This is a genomic window from Bacteroides sp. 1_1_30, from assembly GCF_020982715.1.
GTDB classification, from domain to species: domain Bacteria; phylum Bacteroidota; class Bacteroidia; order Bacteroidales; family Bacteroidaceae; genus Bacteroides; species Bacteroides xylanisolvens.
In genome coordinates this window covers 27345-51275 of sequence record NZ_JAJKHN010000015.1, presented here as the reverse complement: position 1 = coordinate 51275, position 23931 = coordinate 27345, and the positions used below count along the sequence as shown (strand labels likewise).

The following is a 23931-nucleotide window of genomic DNA, read 5'->3' as shown; positions in this document are numbered from 1 at the left end:
GCAATTGACTATGACTTACCGAGCGGTAACTTCAAATAATTTCAACCAGCCAGCAGATGTTACATTGTTCTTCACAGCAAGGTGAATTCCAATCTCATTCTGCTTTGCCGTGTCAACAATACCAACAGCCCACATGTATTTACCTGCCCCCACGCCTTCAACCCGGGTTGTAAACGTATATGATTTAGCCGTACCTTTCACCCAATCACAAGCTTCCGGTTCTCCATCAACAAATACATACTTCGGTTTATCATTCTTGGTGTCCAATAAAGCAAAAGCCACTTTATATTTATTCTTCCACTGGGGAATATTCGTCGGACAATATCCCCAACCAAAATTATTCCAACGATGTGCTATTTCAATCTGTTTACCATTAGAGATAGTTGTAGGCAAAGAAATTCTGTCCGGAAATAAACGGTAGCTTCCTTCTGTACAGAATTGTTTAACTAATTGGAAAGCTTCATTAAACCATGAATAAGTTTCTCCATTACGAAAGTCTGAATTATAGCGTAAATCCATCATATTGACGCAGGCTGTTTTAGCCTCATCAAACTCACCCTGACGTACTTCTGCATAATTGGCATATCCATCTCCCTGAATCGAGTTTCCATGAGAATTTTTCACCCAGCCACCTTCCATTACTACAGGAACGAGATACTTCCACTTGGCTATAAAATTGCGTTCCCAAGTAGAATAGTAAGTTTTCATACCAAACGCATCGTGACGTAATGAATACCCTTTAGCTACTGCTTTTCCTATTAATCTTTCAGTATCTTTATCATAGTTATTGCCGTCCCATTCTTTACTTGTACCTATCCAACGATGATAATTTACAAACACAGGAACTTTATCAAATACTTGAGAATATAAATCTGTCACCCAATCGAAAACAGCCTCACGAGTCGGCAGCTCCGGTTTTCCCAACTCACGCACCTGATAGTACCATACACTATGATACTCTCCCCATTTTCCAAATCCTGAACCACTTACAAACTGTACTTTGTCGGGATCATTAAAATCCTTAGCCAAAGCCCTGATAAATTTCTCATAATATTTCTGGAAAATAGGATCATCCGGATAGGGAGACCATACTTTTACTGAACCTGTTTGTGTCTCATATCCTTTCGCGCCAGCCTCTTTTACAAAATTCGGAGTAAAATTATAGTGCTTATCACGGCTATCCACCACAAAAGTAAAGGCCAATTTCATATTTCTTTGCTTAGCTCCCTCTATCAACATCTTCAGTCGCTTAGCCGAAGGGGTATCACAATCGGAGTTCCATGCATATTTTCCTTCTTCAGGATTAAAATCAGCCCAGGCACCACGAAGGTATAAGGTATTTGCATAATCAGAGACCTTTACAGTGCCTTCCGATGACGGGAAATTATCATAATCCTGCCAGAATGTGGAAGATAAACCATCACCAATACCCGCATATAATACCCATCCGGAAAGAGGATTATGCAAAATGATATTTCGATTCTGCTTTACCATGACAATGCTGTTTCCAGGAATAGAAGTATCTTCTACCAAACCATCATCACCATTACCACCTCCTTCTTCATCATTATCACTGCCACAAGCGACTAATGATATAGCCATAGAAAAAATAAGCCCACAACTTATTTTTCTCAAACTGCACATATTTTGAAAATTAATCTTCATACCTATAGCTCTTATTTTTTTATGCTTACTTTCGACAATTTTAACCAGCCCGAATCCAATATATCCCCTTTGGCGGCAATGTCCAGCCCTATGAGATCTTTATTACTCCGGTCAACCAGGCCCACAGCCCAAACATAAGTACCCGTTTCAACTTTGGACATATCCGGCTCAAATACATATTCAGCGGGACTTCCTTTTATCCACTTGGATAAATCTGTATTCGTATCCACAAATGTATATCGCACCTCATTCGTTTCAGAATCGAGCAAAGCGAAAGCTACTTTATATTTTTGATTCCATTGCGGAATATTAGTAGGACAGTACCCCCATCCCATATTGTTCCAGCAATGTTTAATAGTCGGAGTTGTTTTTTTAGAGACTTCTAACGGTAAAGAGATCTCACTGGGGTAGAGCCTATACCCGCCTTCCCGAAGGAATCGGCGTACTAAATCAAAAGCATCTTTAAACCAAGACTCTGTATCGCCAAAACGGAAATCCATCATATTGACATGTGCCTCTTTGCTGTCATCAAACTCACCGCGTCTTACGTCCTCGTGTGAATCCTTGCGATATCCTCTAGGATCCTGCCAATAACTATGTGATTTGACAATCCAGCCACCTTCCATAATAATGGGGCAGATATTACGATATTTTTTTGCGAACCTACGCTCCCAACTGCCATAATAGGTTGTCATGCCAAATGCATCATGACGCAATGAATATCCTTTCTTGATTGCTTCTTCCAACATTTCTTCACTGTCAGCAGCAAAATGTTCATCATCTACCCAATCTTTTCCCGCACCAATCCATCTATGGTAGTTAATTACTACTGGAACTTTATCAAAAGCTTGAGAATATATATCTGTCACCCAATCGAAAACTGCTTTCTTTGGAGTATCATCACCTGTTGAATAAATCATTGTATGATATTCTCCCCATTTCCCAAGTCCGAATCCATCTATAAATTCAACTTTCGAAGGATCGTTGAAATCTTTAGCCAGAGCCTTCACAAATTTAGTATAGTACTTCTGAAAAACAGGATCGTCAGAATAAGGTGACCATTTACCTTTATTCATAAATCCTTTTGCACCGGCATCTTTTACAAATTGAGGAGTAAATTCTGTTCTCTTATCACGACTGTCAACTACAACACGAAATGCCAAACGCATATTCCGCTGATAAGCTCCTTCAATATATGCTCTTAAATTGGAATCAATTTTCCAACCATATACATCTTCCTGTGGATTAAACTCTGTCCAACTAGCGCGAATATAAAGCGTATGAGCATAATCTGTCACACTAACATTGTGTCCCAGTTCAGGAATATACATATGGTCATACTGTGCCCAAAAATCTGCAGCATCCACTCCCATACTTGCATAGAGCACCCATCCTGTAAGCGGGTTATGAAGAATACGCAAAGAATCAGGCTGAATCGTAACTATGTTATTCTCCGGTAGTTCCTTATCAAATGAAACGGCTGAATTCTCGTCTCCGAAAACAGGAGATAAAAGGAACATAAACAGACAAAGAGACACAATTACTCTATAATAACTAATCTTTCTTATAACCATACTACTAATTGTTTTTTAAAGAGTGCTATATCATTGTTCTCTTTATTCATATAAAAATCACGAGATTGATATAGCACTCTTAATTTTATCCTGCTTGATTATCTCTTATCAAAGAATACTGTCAGTTCTTTAATATCTAATTCTATGTAATTAACTCCTACAGGTACACTAAAGAAGGCATAGCGGTTGTGAGATTGCCCTCCGACTACAGTCTGTTTCTGATTGTAGTCACTCTCTGCAATATCAAGGCAACCGTCATAAGATCCTCTGATGGCATCTGCTGTTGAACCAAAGGTATAGCAACCTGCACTTTGCGGTCCGACTTTAAAGTTCAATCCACCCGGATGTGCATTTCCATCTTTGTCTTTAATGGAATTCTTTCTGGGTAACTCCGCTCCTTTGTATATAAACAAATAAGGATTTGCCAAACTAGGTGTCATAGAATGAGCCATAGTGAATCCTGTATCACCAGTGCCATCTTTAGCCCATCCATCGTATGGTCCCCAAATAAAGACTCTTTCAATAGTGGTAGTCACCGTATTATTATTCCATGTCCACGAAACAACCATTGATTTAGGATCTGTTTCGGGGGAGTAAATCGTAACCTTTTTAGTATTTATGTTAATCACAATACGATAGACACCCGCAGTCTTAATATTCCAATGATAAGCAAGCGCAGCTGTTTCCGGACTCATTGTCGAGATATTCATTGCTGTACCATCTGTAAAATCGCCCGATTCCTCGGGAGCAATAGCCATATCTTTCTGTCCATTAAACAAGATCGGGAAATAAATAGTACCAGGTTGCAGTTCTGCATGGAACGCATATTGATTTTCATCTTCTATCGTGCGAGTCATCTCTACATCTGCGCTAACACAAGTTCCGGCAATATAGATTTTATCAGCTTCTATAAAATTACTAGCCAAACCTATAGTAACAGTACGTGTTTCAAAATCTACCACTACACGATACTGCCCATCTTCAGGAATCACCCAATATCCAGCATTATCTATCCCCTTAATTTTAGCTTCCATTGCTCCATCAGTAATCTGTTGTTCTGCAGCAACTGGTGAGATGGCATTAATCTTATTTTCATCTTTCCAAACAATCGGGAAGTGAAGATTACCTGCCTTCAAGTCACAAATGGAAACATAACGCTTCGGCTGACTTTCCATTGGCAAGATTTCAATATCTTCACCATCAACAGCTGTGCCTGACATATAAAGATGGTCTGCTACAAAAGTCTTTTCAGAATACATCTTTACTTTTATAGTAACTGTAGAAACTTCCGGTTTTACAAACTTAGGCCCTTCTACAGAACCGATAATACGGGCTTGTAACTTTACTAAATCACCAGGCTGCTGCTTCCACTTTGACACCAATAAACTCTGCAATTCTTTATGAGTATAACTTTTAGAGAAATCATCATCAATATACTCCCTTATCATTGTGTTTGTTCCAAAACTGTTATTTTCCAGATCCATTTTATAAAGATAGGAAATATAATAGTCAGAGCCTATTGGATCAGCTTCCGTCCAGTTTAACGTCAATGCAACCTCATCCGGGGTATCTTCCTTGAGTTCTATTTCATAATCAGAAGGAGTCAGAACTAAACTTGTACGATTGTCGAGCGAATTAGTAGCATCGTCATCATCATTGCATGCTACTATGAAACACGAAGCAAGTGTCAGGAAGAAGAACCGTAAAAGGTTCTTCTTAAATATATATCCGTTTTTCATATCTATATTCAATATATTAATATTATAACTATTTATTGGTTTCCGACGGTCCAGTCAGGAGTTTGTACCAAATTCCAATTCTTATCAATATCGTCCTGTGGAATAGGCCACCAATAGCTTATAAACTTACGTGTCTGATATACTGTACGAGTATAATATTTATTTCTATAGTCCGCATCGGATACTTTAATATAAGCATTCATGCCATAAAAATCACCATCCAATACTTTCTCGGCTAATTTCCAGCGACGCAGATCATTAAAACGAAGTCCAGATTCACAATTCAATTCCACACGCCTTTCTTGACGAATTAACTCGCGCATTTCTACAGGATCTGATGGGGCTGTTATCTTGCCTTCTTCAACTGAAACACTATATTCGGGAATACCCGCACGCTCACGAATCAAATTGACATATTTCAAAATCTCATTTTGATTAGCAGTATAAGTCCCCTTCTCAATGCTATATTCATTTAACGCCTCAGCATAACTTAAATAGATCTCTGCCAAACGACATAGTGCACCATGACGATTTTTATAATCTCCACTGCCTTCTTTGGGATTTGCAGATGGGTCTACTCTCTTACGTACCAGATAGCCGCTCCACGGAGCGTCATGAGAAGGACCACCGTCTTTACCATCCATATAGAAATCTGTATTTCTCTTACCACCAATATGCCATTGTTCGTTATGCAGTACTGAAATATAAAAACGAGGTTCGCGGTCACAATACATTTTATAGGTATTGGCATCTACAACTACATTTTCATCTTTATTACGATCTCCTTCTGAAGACCCATACTGCCACTTTGTAGAATAAGTCTCTTTTTGCGTACTAAAGCCTGTCTCTGAATAATTTGCATCAGGGTTAACTTTAGGAGAACCATCCGAATTATAACCTATAATAGGCCTTTGACCGTTTCTCATGAAAAAAGCATCAACCAAAGATTGAGTTATTCCGATCGCTCCCACTCCATTAATACCCAAACCACGTGGAATACAGTTTTTATCATACCATCCACCGGAATCCATTGTGCGAACAAACAGTAATTCTCTGTTAGCTTCGTTCCATCTCTTCATCACTGCATTCTGATAAGAAAGAAAAGGATCAATATCACCGTTATCCAAATATTCATAATGCAAATGATAGCCAGCGGCTTCCGCCTCATCGATAACCAGTTTACAAGCATCTACTGCTCTTTTCCATCGTTCCGGATCATGTGCAGAATTAAAGATAGGAGTTCCATCAATGTTTTTTATATTCGCCAATGCAGGATTACCATTCACCAAGTCACTAGCAGCAAATAATAACATACGAGCACGCATTGCCAAACATCCAACAGAAGTCACACGGCCATATTTCTTATCTTCAGTTTGAGTGGCAGGCAATTGTTTTGAAGCTTCCAGCATTTCTTGATCTGCCCAATCAATTACATTATAAAACGGCTCTTGTTTCAACATCAGATCATCAGCCGAAGTACTTTCACTAGCCTCGCGAATAATAGGAACTGAACCATAAGCTATAGCCATCATAGAATTATAATAAGCTATAAAGAAACGGCATTCAGCTTTCATAAAGTCTACTTCTTCAGCCGGTACAGCCTCCAATGGGTGAGCATGTTTTATAAACAAATAAGCAGAACGAATATATTTGGGATAAGTATTCCAATAAGCAATTACCCCGGGATTGTCTGCTGTCCAGTTACCTTTTTGATATTGAATGGCTTTAAATCCTTGCGCTTCCCAACCAACTGAAGGAATCAGTTCATCAGCTATGGCATCGGGACCATCATAAGTATAATATTCAGGCAGACCACGATAAATATATGCCAGCCAACGTTCCATATTCTTTTTATTCTCAAATACTGATTCTAAGTCCAACTGGTCATCCGGTTGCTTATCCAGATAATCAGAACAAGAAGAAAAAGTAAATGTCGTAATAATACTTAGTACTATAAATTTTAATATGCTATTTTTCATATGCGCTATTATTAGAATTTAATTTCAAAACCTGCAGATAACGATTTCATAATTGGGTACGCAGCCCCTGTAGTATTTTCGACTTCCGGATCCCACAAATCAAATTTTGAGAATGTTAAAAGATTTGTTCCTCTCACGAAAAGACGAATGCCTGATATAACTGTAGTATTTCTCCACAAATTCTTTGGTAAGGAATAACCAAGTTCAATGTTTTTTAAACGTAAAAAACTCATATTCCGCAGCCACCATGTAGATGGTTGATTATTATTACTATTTATACCGTCATCCAAACGCGGATAAAATACGTTCTGACTTGGGTTGTCTACAGTCCAACGATCATTTGCATTAGTAAACATATTGCCTGTCACTCCTCTATTGGCACCCGGAATAATGCTTGCTCCTAATATATTCCAACTACGGCCTATTCCTTGAAAGAGAGCTCCAAAATCTAAATTCTTATATTTCATATTCACTCCAAAGCCATATACTATCTCCGGATCTTTTGTTCCTCCGATTGGAGATTTATCAAATACGTCCACTTTACCATCACCATTGACATCCCTGTATCTGATATCCCCCGGACGTAATTTACCTACAAAACTTTGAGTCGGAATTCCTTCTTTCAGTTTACCTGTACTTACGTCTTCAAAGTCGTCTGCTGTAAACAAACCTTCTGCTATATAGCCAGTTAATTGTCCTACCGGATGTCCTGTTTCAGCACGGTTAGTACCAACTACTGCACTAGGTTCATCCTTTTCTGTTATTTCATTATGAGCATAGGTAAATGTTCCCATTAAGCTGACAAATAAGTCTTTGCCAAACTGTTTATTAACATTTAAAGTAACCTCTACACCCTGATTAGTTACTTTCCCAAAATTCTTCCAAGGTTGCTTCATAAATCCAGCTGTCATTGGAACAGATTCACGTGGCATAAATATATCTTTACGACGTTCATCGAAATAATCTAATTGTAAATCAATCATACCATTCAGGAAGCCTAGCTCAACCCCCAAATTCATCTTATTTACAATTTCCCACGTCAAATCTTGTACGGCAAACTCACCTTCCGCCATACCAGTCAAACCATAACTGCTATCCAATCCCCATTTATACATGTCTAATGTAGCATAATCATCGGTAATTGTAGAAAGGTATGCAAAACGACGTCCACCTAAATTAGCATTACCTACCTGACCATAGGACGCACGCAATTTCAATTTAGATATGACCTTACGCAATGGTTGCATAAATGCCTCTTCTGATACAATCCAGCCAATTGCTCCTGAAGGGAAAAAGCCATAACGCTTGCCTTTGGCAAAATTTTCAGAACCATTATAGCCAAAATTAAATTCACCTACATACTTACCCGAATAGGTATAAGATGCACGTCCTGCCAATCCCTGATTACGGTAAGGCAACTTGCTTCCATCATCATAATTACGACGATTAAACAATAACATTGCAGCGACGGAATGTTTCTCAGCGAATGTGCGGTCATAAGACAAAGTAGCTTCCATATATACGCTCTTATTTCCATATTCACCGCTTTTTGAGTAATCCAGGAAATTAGTACCATTGGATTTTGATGCTATAATCAAATTACCTTCATCATCACGTCCGGTAGCAGGCACATAGTAATCTGGCGTCTTTCCACGAGAAACAGTACCCGAAGAAAACCTGTCAAAGGAGAATGTTCCTTTTACTTTTAATCCAGGAAGTAAGAATTTCAAATCTTGTTCTACAGAAAACAGTGTTTCAATCTTACTGTCACTTCTTCTTTTATATCCACTTTGAGTAGCCCATGCCCAAACGTTTGGCTCCTCTGTTGTCGGTATCTGTCCACTGGAATACTGTGCAGGGAAAGCATGAGGTACGGCAACGAACGCTTTCTGGAAAATTTGGGATATATCTTTCGTTGTAGAATTTCTATCTTGCAAATATCCACCAATATTAAAACGTAATTGCGTAGTAGGACTTAATTTCAAATCCACATTAGAACGAACGTTATAACGTTGCAATTTAATAGTAGGATCCCAATCATAGCTTTTATCACGTTTCAAAATACCACGTTCATTATACGCAGCAGCAACAAAAGAATAACGTAATGTCTCTGTACCACCAGAGATATCTACTGTTACACGCTGATTCGAAGCATAATCATTTGCAATTGCATCCATCCAATTCACGTCCGGATATAAATCAGGATCATAACCTGCACGAGTTTTTGCAATACGATCTGTATATTTAGGCTGTTGTCCTGTATCCATCAAGATATCATCCAAAACCTGCATATAATCTGCCGCACCCAAATACTCGGGAAGTTTAACAGGCTGTGTAGCTGCAAATTCAGCCTTTACAGTCACACGAGGTTTACCAACTTGTCCGCGTTTTGTATTAATTAAAATAACACCATTAGCTCCCCGCACTCCATAAACAGCACTTGCAGCAGCATCTTTCAACACAGAAAAAGATTCTATCTCTTCAGGATCAATATTATTCAAATCGCGTTCTATACCATCAATCAAAACCAATGGGTTTTGTCCGGCATCCTGGAATGTACTAATACCACGAATCCAGAAAGAAGAATTATCATATCCCGGTTCACCAGAACGTTGCACAGCTAATACACCGGCAACTGTACCAGCCAGATTATTACTTATTGAACGAGTAGTAGAAACCTTTAACTTTGCAGGTTCAATCGTTGTGATAGAACCAACAACAGACTCTTTCTTTTGTGCGCCATAGGCAACCACTACAACCTCATCTAATTGACCAACATCTTCTACCATTTGTACATTAACAACCTTTCGGTTATTAACAACCTCTTCTTTAGGAATAAAACCAATATAACGGAAAGAAAGCACAGATTTTCTTTCAGGAACAATAATACTATAATTACCATTCATGTCTGTCAATGCATGCACTGTGGAATCATTTTTCAAAATGATTGTTACACCAATCAAAGGCTCACCTTTTTCATCTGAAACGTTACCTGTTACCTTAATACCCTTTTGTTGTATAGTTTGCTGTACTTTAGGAGCTTCTGGCACCGAAATAGTAATTTGTCTTCCCGACATCTTATAATTCAGTCCTGTCTCTGAGAACAACTCTTTTAATACAGCATCTATTTTCTTATTGGAAACTGAAATGGAGACTTTGTTATTCAGATTTTTCTGAACATTAGCAGAGTAAATAAAAATATACTTACTATGTTTTTCGATATAATCTAAAATATCTTTAACTGTAACATTCTCATACTGTACTGAGAATAAATCTTCTTCGGAATTCCAACTAATAGAATTAGTACCGAATGAAGAGAATGGAATCATAAAAAAGACGTTTATAATGCAAAAAAGCTTAAGTCTTTTCTTTAAGTGTAAAAAAATAGTTTTCTTTACCATAAAAATTTCTTTTTAGGTTAACAATTTTGGATTTATTGATTTAACTAGGGAATTACTATCGGGTAAATACGGCAATATTTATCCGATTTTTTTTGTCATAATGGCAGTCTGTTCTTCATAGGCAAACATATTAAAAGATTAATTAAAAAAATTATTTATTTAAATATATACTAGTATCACTTTTTTCGATCGTGAATGACAGGGTTTGCTGAATACATTCAATCACCTCGTCTATATCATCTTTCAAATCTAATTTCCCATACACTTTTTCTTTACCAATAATTGGATCACATTGAATAGATATACCATAGTAGATGCTTAGTCTTTGAATGATCTGCGACAAATCATTACCATTCAATAACATAATCCCCTCTACCCAACTAATATACTCTGCTACATCAACTTGCTTTTGATAAGCAATTGTACCATTTGCTATATTCAACAGATCATTAGGATTCAAACGTGCTTTCTTTTCATTCTTATCAGTAACTTCTACCGCACCTTCCACCAATACAATATTAGTTGTTCCTCCTTTATAATTCGAGATATTGAACTTCGTTCCTAACACTTGCAGTTTAAAATCATCAGACTCCACTATAAAAGGATGTTTCTTATCATGCGCAACTTCCAGGAAAACTTCTCCTTGGGCATAGATTTTACGAATGTCTCCTTTAAAACAACGAGGATAAATCACTTTTGACTGGGAGTTAACGACCAGCCGAGTCCCATCAGACAATTCTACTCTAGCCCTTTTCCCCGCAGGGACAAGCAACTGATTATATTCTTGTTCCTCTTTGGTTTTCTCTTCTTTCTCTTTTATCACTTGTGAATTGACAGCAACTTTCCCCTCTTTCGAATACTTAATGAAAACATCTTCATCCAAATTAAGCTGTTCCTTGGAAGTAATAAGAGTCACTTCCTCAACAGATTGGCTATCCATTTCTTCAGCAATAGCCTGGAAGTCTAAATTAACACTTCCATTCTGATTAAAAAAATAAATAGTTGAAATGCAAATCAAAAAGGAAGCAGCAATAGAAGCTGAAGCAACTAAGAAATATTTCTTTCTGCGCTTCATAGCATCTTTTCGCATCTTTCGTTGAGTCTTCTCTATGATAGAAGATGAATCAATCTTTTCCTGCACACAATTTTCCCAAAAGAATTTCAACTTCTCAGCATCAGGCATAGAAGTAAAATCATCCTCAATATTTTCTTGAGAATTCAATTTACTAAATAAATCTGCGAGACGATGGTATTCTTTCAAGCTCATAATCCTATTTTAATGTTGTTCTATAGATAAAGACGCAACTAAAAAAAAAATCTCCCAGTCAAAAATGATTTTTTTTCATTTTTCGGGTAAAAAGAATAAAAGTGGAGTTAGCTATGTGAAAAAATAAGGCATTAATAATGCAGGAGAGTAAAAAACTTAGCTCTTGCGAGATTTCATATTCAATCTTTTAGCAATTTCATCTAACGCAAAAGCAATATGGTTATTGATAGTCTTCACTGATATGTTCAACATATCTGCAATATCTTTATAAGGAAGCCCGTCTATTTTTGCTAAGAAAAAGACATGTTTACACTTGGGAGGAAGTTGTTGAATGGCGTCATTAATTTTAGCCATTTCTTCCTTACTAATCATCTCCTCGGCTGGAGATTGAACCGGCTCAAAAATAAAATCTTCGATATCATCAAATGACAATTCATACTTTCCAGTTTCCTTCCGCAAAAAAGAAATCGCTTTTCGATAGGTGATTGTCTGGATCCAAGCATTCATATTGCCAATTTCAGCCAGACTTTTTCTATTTTTCCAAACTTCAAAAAAAACATCACTCACAATCTCTTCAGCTGACTCCTTCTGGCCAAGTAGCGCAAATGTATAGTGATATAAACGCGAAGAATAATGCTCCATAAAACGATTGAAAGCAATTTCATCGCCGTCTACTATTCTACATATTTCATTATTCTCAAGTTTCACAGAAGTATTTATAGATTATTTCCAATTAACAAAATTGAGCCAAATATAGCAGTATCGTATCAATTACGAAAATAAAACACCATAAAAAGGAATTAAAAGTTATCAATTATAGAAAAATGGCTATAATAAAAACATTACCATTTAGCTATAAAAGTCTCTTACTTAGATAACGTACAGGATACCATACGGAGAGAAAACCAACGGCTAAAACTGTGATAAAGATTAATACGACATCCCAAGCGTGAACGCTGACAGGATAGGCATCTACAACAAAAGTACCACCACCGCCTCCCAATGAAATTATACCGAATTTCTGTTGTATAAAACATAGGATTAAGCCCAGGGCAATACCGGAGATAGCGCCAAAAAGAGAAATGAGACGTCCTTCAAAGAGGAATATTCGGGAGATGAGTTTATCACTAGCTCCAAGACTCCGCAAAGCTACTACATCATCCTTCTTATCCAAGATCAACATAGAAAGGGAGCCTATCACATTAAAACAGGCTATCATTAAAATAAAAGTGAGGAACAAATAAGAGATTAGTTTCTCTATCTCCATAATACGGAAAATATCTGCCTGCTGCTGATAACGATTCTGAACAACAAAATCATCACCTAGTATGTTTTCTATTTTAGATTGTACCGATGAAGTATTTACATTAGATTTCAATTTCAATTCCATCGCAGAGACTTCTGTTGTATAATCCAGAAGCTGACGAAGAAAATCGAGAGAAGTCAGAATATATTTTCCATCATATTCTTGCTGATTCACCACAAATACGACACCCGGAGAATACAGATAATCGCGGTTAAAAGAAGCGCCGGGATTTGCCATATTCACTTTGGCATTTCGCTTGGGAAGATATACCTGAAGAGGATCGACAAACTCCAAACCAGTTCCCAAAGTCGCAACCAATTCCACTCCCATGACGCCATAATTCACGATCGAATCATGAAGAACGAATTCTCCCGCGCCATAAAGTATGCTGTCTATGGCCGTCAGTTCTTCAAAATTATCCTCCACCCCTTTTAGTACAACCATAGCCTGACGGTCCTTGTATTGCACCATTGCATTCTCTTCGAGCGTCTCTGTAAACACCTCCACTTCAGGAAGCGCACAAACGGCACGAATCCGTTCATCTTGTGCATCAAAAACCTTTCCTTCACGGACCGTAATTTTCAACTGCGGATCAAAAGCCGTAAAAAAGCTGGCCACCATATCCTGAAAACCATTAAAAACAGAAAGAGTGCAAACCAAAGCAAGCGTAGCAAGAGCCACTCCACATACGGAAATGCCGGATATGATATTAATAGCATTATGCTTTTTCTTTGAAAAAAGATAACGCCTGGCTATATAAAAAGGGAAGTTCACCTCTGCAATGAGTTATTTCACTTCAGCAATGAATCTATTTTCTCAATATAATCCAATGAATCATCCACGAAGAATTTCAGTTCAGGAATGATACGCAGCTGGTGACGTACACGAGTCCCAAGCTCATAACGAATGGATTTCATATTGTTATTGATATTCTTCACCATCTCTTCTGCTTTCTCTGAAGGAAAAACACTGAGGTAGACACGGGCAATACTCATATCAGGACTGATGCGAACTGCGCTAACAGAGACCAATGTACCCGGCATGGACTTTGTTTGAAGCAGGAATATCTCACTTAGCTCTTTCTGCAACAAGCGAGATATCTTATTCTGTCTGGTTGTTTCCATAAAGTTATTTACTATTTTACAATTTACTACTTACTATTTTCTTCCTTATGATCGTTAATCCGTCACGCAAAGGAAGTATTACTTTTTCCACTCGCACATCTTGTGCTACCAAATCATTAAAGGCTTTAATACCAATCGTTTGAGCGTCCGTATTGCGAGGCTGTTCAAGCACATGCCCGTCCCACAAAGTATTATCAGCAATGATATATCCGCCTTCGGAAAGATACGCCAATGTCATCTCGTAGTATTCAATATACTTACGTTTATCGCCATCAATAAAAGCCATATCAAAAGTAACACCTAAACGCGGAACAAGTTCTAAAGCATCACCTATATAAAAACGAATTTTATCGGCAAACGGTGATTTCTCCAGCCATGGACGGGTAAAGTCCTCTTGTTCATCATTGATCTCAAACGTATGCAACAGTCCACCTTCCGGCAGACCTTCCGCCAAACAAAGGGCGGAGTAGCCGCTATACGTTCCGATTTCCAATATCTGACGAGGCTGAATCATTTCTACAAACATCTTCAGCATCCGTCCCTGCAAATGCCCGGAAGCCATACGAGGACGAAGGAGCTTTACATGCGTATCCCGATAGAGCGATTTCAAGTAATCGCTCTCGGGATCAATATGCTGCAAAATATATTCGTCTATCGATTCGGTTTCCTGCATAAAACTTACCTCTTTAAAAATTAAAGATAACGGTTGTTGTTAGGTAATACAGTCTCCTCTGCATGCTTCAAAGCATCTTCCACTACATTAATTTCGAGGAATGAGGTCTTTGTTCCTGCCTTACCACTACTTAAATAACCGACCATATCGGAAGGCTGCAAACGGCCTTCTTTCAACAGACGGCGCAATGCCGCAAAGTAATATTGCTGTCCGTTAGCCAATTCCGGCATATAGATAGCTTCCACACCATAAGACAAAGCCAAATGACGCATTGTCTTTTCTTTATAGCAGATAGCCAGCACTGGATACTTTCCACGGAAAGCAGCCAGATTACGAGCAGTGCGTCCGCTATAACTATCAGTAATAATAGCACGTATTTTTAACTTAGAAGTAGCTTTTACTGCTTGTTTAGCAAGGAACGCCGTAACATCATTACTATTCTCATCTAACGGAATACGGATATCATTTTCTTCCAGTTTATCTTTTTCTGCCTGAGCCGCAATTTTAGTCATCGTTTTCACCGCTTCTACCGGATACTTACCATAAGCGGTTTCTCCGCTCAACATCAAAGCATCTGTACGATAGTAGATTGCATTGGCAATATCAGTCACTTCCGCACGAGTCGGACGAGGATTATTTATCATTGTATGGAGCATTTGAGTAGCAACGATTACCGGCTTCTTTGCCAGAATACACTTGCGAATCAATACACGCTGGATTCCCGGAATACGTTCTTGAGGCACCTCGATACCTAAGTCACCACGGGCAACCATTACGCCATCTGCCACTTCCAGGATTTCATCGATATTATCCACCCCTTCCTGATTCTCAATCTTAGCAATAATCTTAATATCACTATTATGTGCATCCAGAATTTCACGTATGTCAAGTACATCCTGACGGTTGCGTACGAAAGAGTGAGCGATAAAATCAATATCCTTTTCGATAGCATAAAGAATATTGTTACGGTCTTTTTCCGTTAATGAAGGAAGATTGATGCGAACACCCGGGACATTTACGCTTTTACGGCTTCCCAAAGTAGCATCGTTCTTAACTTCACACAGCAAATAACCATCCGTCTTATCAATAACTTCCAGTTCCAGATCGCCATCATCAATCAGAATCGTACCGCCGATATTCAGGTCAGACACAAAGTTCGGATATGAAACAGCAATACACTCACGAGTTGTTTCCAAATCCGGATTACCTACAATCTTTACTTTCTCTCCTATTTTATATGGAATCGGCTCTGCATTAGCCGTCGTACGAACTTCCGGACCTTTTGTATCCATCAAAATCGCAATACGGTTGGACACAGCACGTACATTTGCAATCAAAGCTTCAAAACCTTCACGGCTAGCATGCGCTGTATTCATACGCACTACATTCATCCCAGCTTCAAACAACTGTTTTATAAAATCCACATCACAACGTCTATCCGAGATGGAAGCCACAATCTTAGTCTGTTTCAATAACATAGTCTTTCTACCTATTATATATTATTACCTTATTTATTATCTATCCAATAAAGCCTCCAAAGCCAAACGGTACGAATTTAGCCCAAAGCCACAAATCACTCCTTTACAAGCACAAGCAATCATCGATACGTGCCGGAAAGACTCGCGACTATGCACATTGGAAATATGCACCTCAATCACCGGAGATGTCACAGAACGAATAGCATCCTGCAAAGCTATGGAAGTATGTGTATACGCACCTGCATTCAAGATTATACCATCCACATCAAATCCCACCTGCTGTATGCAGTCTATCATTTCTCCCTCGATGTTCGATTGAAAATAGTCGATCTCCACGTCAACGTATCTTTTGCGAAGATCAGCCAAGTAATCTTCAAATGTAACGCTTCCGTAAATGGAAGGTTCACGCTTACCCAACAGATTAATATTCGGGCCATTAATAATTTGTATCTTCATCGCGCAATCCTGTTTTTTTATACCTTTGTATCTGAAAGAATGTGCAAAGGTAGAAAAAAGAAATGGAAATCAACGAAAAAAAGCATAAGAAGGAACAACAAGAGCTGATAATCAGGAAGTATCAGCAGTATCTCAAACTCGAAAAGTCCTTATCTCTTAATACTCTGGATGCCTATCTGACGGATCTGGACAAACTGATGAGCTTTCTGACATTGGAAGGGATTTACGTATTGGACGTATGCCTGTCCGATCTTCAACGTTTTGCGGCCGGATTACATGACATCGGCATTCATCCCCGTTCACAAGCCCGCATCTTATCAGGAATCAAATCATTTTTCCGTTTCCTCATCCTCGAAAACTATCTGGAAGCAGATCCCAGTGAACTATTAGAAGGCCCTAAAATAGGTTTCAAACTTCCCGAAGTACTGACTGTGGAGGAAATTGACCGGATTATCTCCGCCGTCGACCGCAGCAAAGCTGAAGGACAGCGAAACAGAGCTATTTTAGAAACACTATACAGCTGCGGACTTCGGGTATCAGAACTTATCACCCTTAAACTATCCGACCTCTATTTTGATGAAGGCTTTATCAAAGTAGAAGGAAAAGGAAGCAAACAACGACTCGTACCAATCTCCCCCCGGGCTATTAATGAAATAAAGCTTTACATCACAGACCGTAACCAGATTGAAGTGAAAAAAGGGCATGAGGATTTCGTTTTCGTCAGTCAGCGGAGAGGCAAAGGTCTTTCCCGGATTATGATCTTTCATATGATAAAAGAATTAGCACAAAAAGCGGGTATTACCAAAAACATCAGTCCGCACACCTTCCGGCACTCCTTTGCCACTCATTTACTGGAAGGTGGAGCCAATTTGAGAGCCATTCAATGTATGCTCGGACATGAATCCATTGCGACAACGGAAATCTATACCCACATCGACCGCAATATGCTTCGTAGTGAGATTATCGAGCATCACCCACGAAATATCAAGTATAGGAAAGAAAAAGAGGAGTTATTTCATTAAATTATGATAAAATCGCCCCCTTATCTATATAATTATATTAAGAATTAATATCTTTGCGTTACTTTTTCTGTGTGAGCAGAAGGAGGTTGGCAAATAGACGATATTTCAATTACAAACATTTAATTTATACCTAAAATGACTAAGAAGTTGTACTTGCCTTTACTCATGGCAATGGTTGTTGCATTATTCTCTTCTTGCAGCAAAAAAATGGGTGAATTGTCAGCTGATTACTTCACTGTTACTCCGCAAGTGCTGGAGGCAGTAGGTGGTAAAGTTCCTGCGACCATCAATGGTAAATTTCCTGAAAAGTATTTCAACAAAAAAGCGGTTGTAGAAGTTACTCCGGTTTTGAAATGGAATGGCGGCGAAGCTAAAGGCCAACCAGCTACTTTCCAAGGTGAAAAAGTGGAAGGTAACGACCAGACTATCTCTTACAAGATGGGCGGTAGCTACACGATGAAAACTTCTTTTGACTATGTTCCTGAAATGGCTAAGTCAGAATTGTATCTGGAATTCAAAGCTACTATCGGAAAGAAAGTGGTGACTATTCCTGCTGTGAAAATAGCTGATGGTGTAATCTCTACTTCTGAATTAGTAAACAATACATTAGGTAACGCTAACCCTGCATTGGGCGAAGACGCTTTCCAACGTATCATCAAAGAAAAACACGATGCCAACATCATGTTCTTGATCCAACAAGCTAACATTCGTTCCAGCGAATTGAAGACTGCTAAAGAATTCAACAAAGAAGTAGCTAACGTCAACGAAGCTGCTAACAAGAAGATCAGCAACATCGAAGTTTCTGCATACGCTTCTCCTGATGGTGGTGTAAGCTTGAATACTACTCTTGCTGAAAACCGTGAAGGCAACACAACTAAAATGTTGAGCAAAGACCTGAAGAAAGCAAAAATCGATGCTCCAATCGATGCTAAATATACTGCACAGGACTGGGAAGGTTTCCAAGAACTGGTTTCTAAATCTAACATCCAAGACAAAGAGTTGATTCTCCGCGTTATTGCAATGTACCAAGATCCTGCTCAAAGAGAAAGCGAAATCAAAAACATCTCTGCTGTATACAAAGAATTGGCTAACACTATTCTTCCTCAATTGCGTCGTTCTCGTTTGACTTTGAACTATGAAATCATCGGTAAGTCTGACGAAGAAATCGCTAAGTTGGCTTCTTCTAATCCTTCTGAACTGAACGTAGAAGAATTGCTGTATGCTGCTACACTGACTAGCGATCCTGCTAAGCAAGAAGTTATCTACACTCAAGCTACCAAACAGTTCCCGAACGATTACCGTGGTTACAACAACTTAGGTAAATTAGCTTACCAGGCTGGTAACATTGACAAAGCAGAATCTTACTTCAAGAAAGCTGCCAGCGTTAATGCTACTCCTGAAGTTAACATGAACTTAGGTTTGATCTCTTTGATGAAGGGTGACAAAGCTGCTGCAGAAGCATACTTCGGTAAAGCTGCCGGCACAAAAGAACTTGGCGAATCTATGGGTAACCTGTACATCGCTCAAGGTCAATATGAAAGAGCAGTAAACTCATTCGGTGACTCTAAGACTAACAGTGCTGCTTTGGCTCAAATCCTTGCTAAGGACTATAACAAAGCTAAAAACACGTTGGCTAACGTAGAAAGACCTGATGCTTACACTGACTACCTGATGGCAGTTTTAGGCGCTAGAACTAATAATTCTTCTATGGTAACAAGCAGCTTGAAGAGCGCAGTTGCTAAAGATTCTTCATTAGCTAAGAAAGCAGCTACTGACTTGGAATTTGCTAAATTCTTCACAAATGCAGATTTCATGAACATCATTAAATAAGAGAATTACCACTCTATTTTAAATATTAAGAATTGCCTGTCATTATAAATGACGGGCAATTCTTTTTTTTTATCTGTAAAAACCGTACTTTCGCAGAAAAGAAATCAAAGCAATGAAAAAGAGTAGCATTTTAATCCTCATAATCATTTGTCTATGCAGTTGTGGTAAATCTTCAAAGAAGGTTAGCATAACCGGGGAAATCAAAGGTCTGGGCACAGATACGCTTTATCTGTATGGAATGGACGAATCATTCGACCGGATAGATACCATTTTCGCGAAGAACGATAAATTCTCTTATACAGCTTCAATAGACACCATTACTTCTGCCTTTTTACTTATTGACAATCAGACAGAATATCCAATCTTCCTTGACAAAGGAAATCAAATCAAAATAAAAGGAGATGTCAATCACCCGGAATATCTGGATATCAATGGTAATATATATAATGAAGAGTTTACAAACTTTCAGAAAGAACTAAATAGCCTGCCTACCCCATCCGAGAAAGATTTAGAGCAAAAAGCAGAAGAATTCATCATGAAGCATCATTCTTCTTTTGTCAGCCTCTACTTGTTGGATAAATACTTTGTTCAGAAAGATTCGCCCGATTTCAACAAAATAAAGAAGCTAATTGAAATCATGACAGGAATATTGCAAGACAAGCTGTATATTGAACAGCTCAACGAAGCCATCTCTCTGTCAGAGAAAACAGGGACAGGCAAATATGCCCCCTTTTTCAGTCTATCTAATATAAAAGGAGAGAAAATTACCCGGTCATCAGAAGATTTCAAGAAAAAGAACCTGTTAATCAACTTTTGGGCTTCATGGGGAGATAGCATTTCCAATCACCAAAGCAATACCGAGTTAAAAGAGATCTATCAAAAATATAAGAAGAACAAACATATAGCCATGCTCGGTATCTCCCTTGATATAGATAAACAAGAATGGCAGGATGCTATAAAACGTGATACGCTCAATTGGGAGCAAGTCTGTGATTTTGGCGGACTAAATTCCGAAGTAGCCAAACAATACGCCATCAAGCAAGTTCCCAGCAACATTCTTCTGTCGGCAGACGGTAAGATTCTCGCGAAAAACCTCAAAGGAGAACAATTGAAGAAGAAAATAGAGGAAGTAGTCACTGCTTCTGAAGAAAAGGAAAAACAAGACAATAAGAAGAAAAAATAATCAATAATCAAACGTGTTAATTAAAGTATTCGGAGCGGCTGTTCAAGGGATTGATGCAACACTCATCACAATCGAAGTTAACAGCTCGCGCGGCTGTATGTTCTATCTCGTCGGCCTTCCGGATTCTGCGGTCAAAGAAAGCCATCAACGTATTATCTCCGCATTGCTGGTGAATGGTTATAAAATGCCCACTAGCAATATAGTGGTCAACATGGCACCAGCGGACATCCGTAAAGAGGGTTCAGCTTATGACTTGCCTCTTGCCATCGGATTGTTAGGAGCTAACGAAACAATCTCTTCCGAGAAGTTTTCCCGCTATTTGTTAATGGGCGAACTAAGTCTGGACGGAAGTATACAACCTATCAAAGGTGCGCTTCCCATTGCTATCAAAGCGCGCGAAGATGGTTTCGAAGGACTAATCATCCCCCAACAAAACGCACGGGAAGCTGCCGTTGTCAATCAATTAAAAGTATACGGAGTCAGTAATATCAAGGAGGTCGTCGAGTTCTTCAATAATGAACGCGAATTAGAGCCGACTGTTGTTAATACACGGGAAGAATTCTATCAACAACAGACGAACTGTGACTTGGATTTTGCAGACGTTAAAGGGCAAGAGAATGTAAAAAGGGCACTAGAGGTTGCAGCAGCCGGAGGACATAATTTAATAATGGTAGGTGCTCCGGGTAGCGGTAAATCGATGATGGCCAAACGCCTTCCTTCCATTCTTCCTCCTCTTTCACTAGGCGAAAGTTTGGAAACCACCAAGATACATTCAGTTGCCGGACAACTAAAACGCGGGTCCTCATTGATTTCCCAACGCCCATTCCGCGACCCGCACCACACAATTTCCCAAGTGGCGATGGTTGGCGGAGGTAGTTTTCCACAACCCGGAGAAATCAGTCTGGCACATAATGGGGTGCTTTTTTTAGATGAATTGCCGGAATTCAACCGAGGAGTGTTGGAAGTGTTGCGTCAACCATTGGAAGACCGCCAGATCACTATTTCCCGCATCAAAAGTACTATCAGCTATCCGGCCAATCTGATGCTGATTGCATCCATGAACCCATGCCCCTGTGGATATTACAACCATCCGACAAAAGCATGCGTATGCAGCCCCGGACAGGTTCAAAAGTACTTGAATAAGATATCCGGTCCATTATTAGATCGCATCGACATTCAGATAGAGATTGTACCTGTACCCTTTGATAAGATTTCCGATCAAAGACAGGGAGAATCGAGCAATATCATCAGGCAACGAGTGATAAAAGCCCGTCAAATGCAGGAAAGACGCTACACCGAATATACCGGAATTTATTGCAATGCACAAATGAACAGCAAACTGCTTGCAATGTATGCTCAACCGGATGCCAAAGGGCTCGCATTACTGAAAAATGCTATGGAACGGCTCAATCTGTCTGCCCGAGCCTATGACCGGATTTTAAAAGTTGCCCGTACAATCGCCGATTTGGAAGGAGCAGAACAAATACTCCCCAATCATTTGGCAGAGGCTATCAGTTATCGGAATCTCGACAGAGAGAACTGGGCAGGATAATAACAATGAATACAAACAGAAGAGAATTATTTCATCATCAGCACTATCTTTTTTCATATATTTGTTTTACATTTGTAACAAATAAATAAATTCTAATATGAGAAAATCGATAATAGCTATTTTAATGACATTTTGTTTGAGTATAATGACTTATGCTCAAACTCCCCGTGACAGAGCCACAGAATTAAAAGAACAAGCACAAAGTAGCCTCAATCAAAAAGATTACATCAAAGCACGTTACCTATTCAAAAAGGCATACGAAGCATTTGCAACCCGCGAAAACTATCCACAGGCAATAGAATCTGGTGTTCAGGCCAACGCTTTATACGTCAGAGAGAACTTTTACAAAGAAGGATTCGAACTTTGTCGTGACATGGACCAACTTATATGGGCCGGAGAGCAAAATCAAAAGAAAGTCTTTTATGACCTCCGCTTCCTCGTGAACAAGGAGCGGTTGCAGATGTACACGGCACTTAAAAATCCAGCTCAGGCAAAAACACAGCTGAATAAACTGGAAGAAACTGCTAACCTTGCCAAGAATGACTCACTGACAGAGGTTTTACTGTATACAAAAGCCAACTATTACTATACATTTAACCAAAACACACAAGGTGATGCCTGTTTCCGCAAACTGATTAATCAATACAAGGAAAAGAAAGACTACGCCAAAGTGAGTGATTGCTACAAAAACCTTATCGGAATTGCCCGTAAAGCCAATAACGCCCCTTTAATGGAACGCACCTATGAAAGTTACATCGTTTGGACAGACTCCGTGAAAGCGCTGACAGCTCAAGACGAACTGAATGTACTGAAAAGGAAATATGACGAAAGCCAACTGACTATACAAGAAAAAGACGACACGCTATCAGCCAAACAATACATCATTATAGGCCTGTGTGTTCTTGTAGTCATCCTCGTAGCCGGACTGGCAATACTGGCCGCCATATTACTGAAATTTATCGCCGGCAACCGCAAATTAAAGAAAAGTGTGAAGATTGCCAATGAACATAATGAATTAAAAACCAAATTCATACAGAACATATCTTCACAGATGGAGCCGACTTTGAATACGTTAGCTACTTCTGCGAATGAACTTTTACAGAAAGCCCCTCAAGAAGCGAGCCAAATGCAGAGCCAAATCGCTGCTCTAAAGAAATTCAGCGATGATATCCAGGAGCTGTCTTCATTAGAGAATTCATTAACCGAACTCTATGAATTGGGTGAAATCAACGTAGGTACTTTCTGCGAAAATGTAATGGACAAGGTTAAGGAGCATATAAAAATAGATGTTACTTCTTCAGTTAATGCTCCCAAACTTCAGGTAAAGACAAACAAAGAGCAACTGGAACGTATCCTTCTCTATTTACTGAAAAATGCAGCCTTCTACACCGAACAAGGACGTATCAGCCTTGAGTTCAAGAAACGTGGTGCACACACTCATCAGTTTATCGTGACGGATACGGGAATCGGTATTCCGGCAGAGCAACAGGAAAATATCTTCAAACCTTTCACGGAAGTGAAAGACCTCACTACAGGAGATGGGCTAGGATTACCAATCTGCTCACTTATCGCCGCAAAAATGAATGGTAGCCTAACGCTAGATATCGGCTATACCAAAGGAACCCGTTTCATACTGGAACTTCACGTCTAAATTTTGCATAAAACGAATAACTTGTATCATT

At 39.0% G+C, this 23931-nt stretch carries 17 protein-coding genes; 5 read left to right on the top strand and 12 right to left on the bottom strand.

Translation table 11 applies throughout. From position 1 onward, the window contains the following. Nucleotides 1-15: 15 nt before the first annotated feature. The 12 genes from LPH68_RS06030 to aroQ all read right to left on the bottom strand — a co-directional run bounded on the left by LPH68_RS06030 (nt 16) and on the right by aroQ (nt 16662). The gene (locus LPH68_RS06030; RefSeq protein ID WP_151922874.1) at nt 16-1665 is read right to left on the bottom strand and encodes a DUF4832 domain-containing protein; all 1650 of its coding nucleotides are present in this window, start codon (nt 1663-1665) and stop codon (nt 16-18) included. 11 nt (nt 1666-1676) lie between these two features. After that, the gene (locus tag LPH68_RS06025; protein WP_151922873.1) at nt 1677-3239 is read right to left on the bottom strand and encodes a DUF4832 domain-containing protein; all 1563 of its coding nucleotides are present in this window, start codon (nt 3237-3239) and stop codon (nt 1677-1679) included. 98 nt (nt 3240-3337) lie between these two features. Further along, nucleotides 3338-4978: a SusE domain-containing protein gene (locus tag LPH68_RS06020; RefSeq protein WP_151922872.1), complete on the bottom strand. Its 1641-nt coding sequence runs from the start codon at nt 4976-4978 to the stop codon at nt 3338-3340. 32 nt (nt 4979-5010) lie between these two features. Continuing rightward, a complete protein-coding gene (locus LPH68_RS06015; protein ID WP_151922871.1) occupies nt 5011-6957 on the bottom strand; it encodes a RagB/SusD family nutrient uptake outer membrane protein in 1947 nt (648 codons plus the stop codon). Between the two features lie 11 nt (nt 6958-6968). Continuing rightward, on the bottom strand, nt 6969-10358 hold the full coding sequence (locus LPH68_RS06010; RefSeq protein WP_151922870.1) for a TonB-dependent receptor: 3390 nt from the start codon (nt 10356-10358) through the stop codon (nt 6969-6971). Nucleotides 10359-10509: 151 nt separating this feature from the next. Next, entirely contained in the window at nt 10510-11625 is a 1116-nt protein-coding gene (locus LPH68_RS06005; RefSeq protein WP_009038887.1) for a FecR family protein, read from the bottom strand. 156 nt (nt 11626-11781) lie between these two features. Continuing rightward, nucleotides 11782-12333: an RNA polymerase sigma factor gene (locus LPH68_RS06000; protein WP_008642439.1), complete on the bottom strand. Its 552-nt coding sequence runs from the start codon at nt 12331-12333 to the stop codon at nt 11782-11784. Between the two features lie 145 nt (nt 12334-12478). Next, complete coding sequence (locus LPH68_RS05995) at nt 12479-13705, bottom strand: FtsX-like permease family protein (RefSeq protein ID WP_151922869.1); 1227 nt, start codon at nt 13703-13705, stop codon at nt 12479-12481. Nucleotides 13706-13722: 17 nt separating this feature from the next. Continuing rightward, nucleotides 13723-14055, bottom strand: a complete 333-nt coding sequence (gene rbfA / locus LPH68_RS05990; protein ID WP_004296522.1) for a 30S ribosome-binding factor RbfA — start codon at nt 14053-14055, stop codon at nt 13723-13725. Between the two features lie 16 nt (nt 14056-14071). Then, complete coding sequence (locus LPH68_RS05985; protein ID WP_087322164.1) at nt 14072-14728, bottom strand: O-methyltransferase; 657 nt, start codon at nt 14726-14728, stop codon at nt 14072-14074. Between the two features lie 20 nt (nt 14729-14748). After that, nucleotides 14749-16206 carry a pyruvate kinase gene (gene pyk, locus LPH68_RS05980; protein WP_008023274.1) on the bottom strand — a complete coding sequence of 486 codons (1458 nt, stop codon included), beginning with the start codon at nt 16204-16206 and terminating at the stop codon, nt 14749-14751. A gap of 36 nt (nt 16207-16242) precedes the next feature. Continuing rightward, entirely contained in the window at nt 16243-16662 is a 420-nt protein-coding gene (gene aroQ, locus LPH68_RS05975) for a type II 3-dehydroquinate dehydratase (protein ID WP_004311171.1), read from the bottom strand. 62 nt (nt 16663-16724) lie between these two features. Between aroQ and xerD the strand changes: the two genes are divergently transcribed. The 5 genes from xerD to LPH68_RS05950 all read left to right on the top strand — a co-directional run bounded on the left by xerD (nt 16725) and on the right by LPH68_RS05950 (nt 23900). Further along, complete coding sequence (gene xerD / locus LPH68_RS05970; protein WP_004317151.1) at nt 16725-17684, top strand: site-specific tyrosine recombinase XerD; 960 nt, start codon at nt 16725-16727, stop codon at nt 17682-17684. A 135-nt stretch (nt 17685-17819) separates the two neighbouring features. After that, the gene (locus tag LPH68_RS05965; RefSeq protein WP_004323056.1) at nt 17820-19514 is read left to right on the top strand and encodes a tetratricopeptide repeat protein; all 1695 of its coding nucleotides are present in this window, start codon (nt 17820-17822) and stop codon (nt 19512-19514) included. A 112-nt stretch (nt 19515-19626) separates the two neighbouring features. Further along, nucleotides 19627-20697 carry a TlpA disulfide reductase family protein gene (locus tag LPH68_RS05960; protein WP_151922868.1) on the top strand — a complete coding sequence of 357 codons (1071 nt, stop codon included), beginning with the start codon at nt 19627-19629 and terminating at the stop codon, nt 20695-20697. 13 nt (nt 20698-20710) lie between these two features. Beyond that, nucleotides 20711-22249, top strand: coding sequence for a YifB family Mg chelatase-like AAA ATPase (locus LPH68_RS05955; protein ID WP_118218590.1), 1539 nt, complete (start codon nt 20711-20713; stop codon nt 22247-22249). Between the two features lie 124 nt (nt 22250-22373). Then, entirely contained in the window at nt 22374-23900 is a 1527-nt protein-coding gene (locus LPH68_RS05950) for a sensor histidine kinase (protein WP_370638796.1), read from the top strand. Nucleotides 23901-23931: the final 31 nt, after the last annotated feature.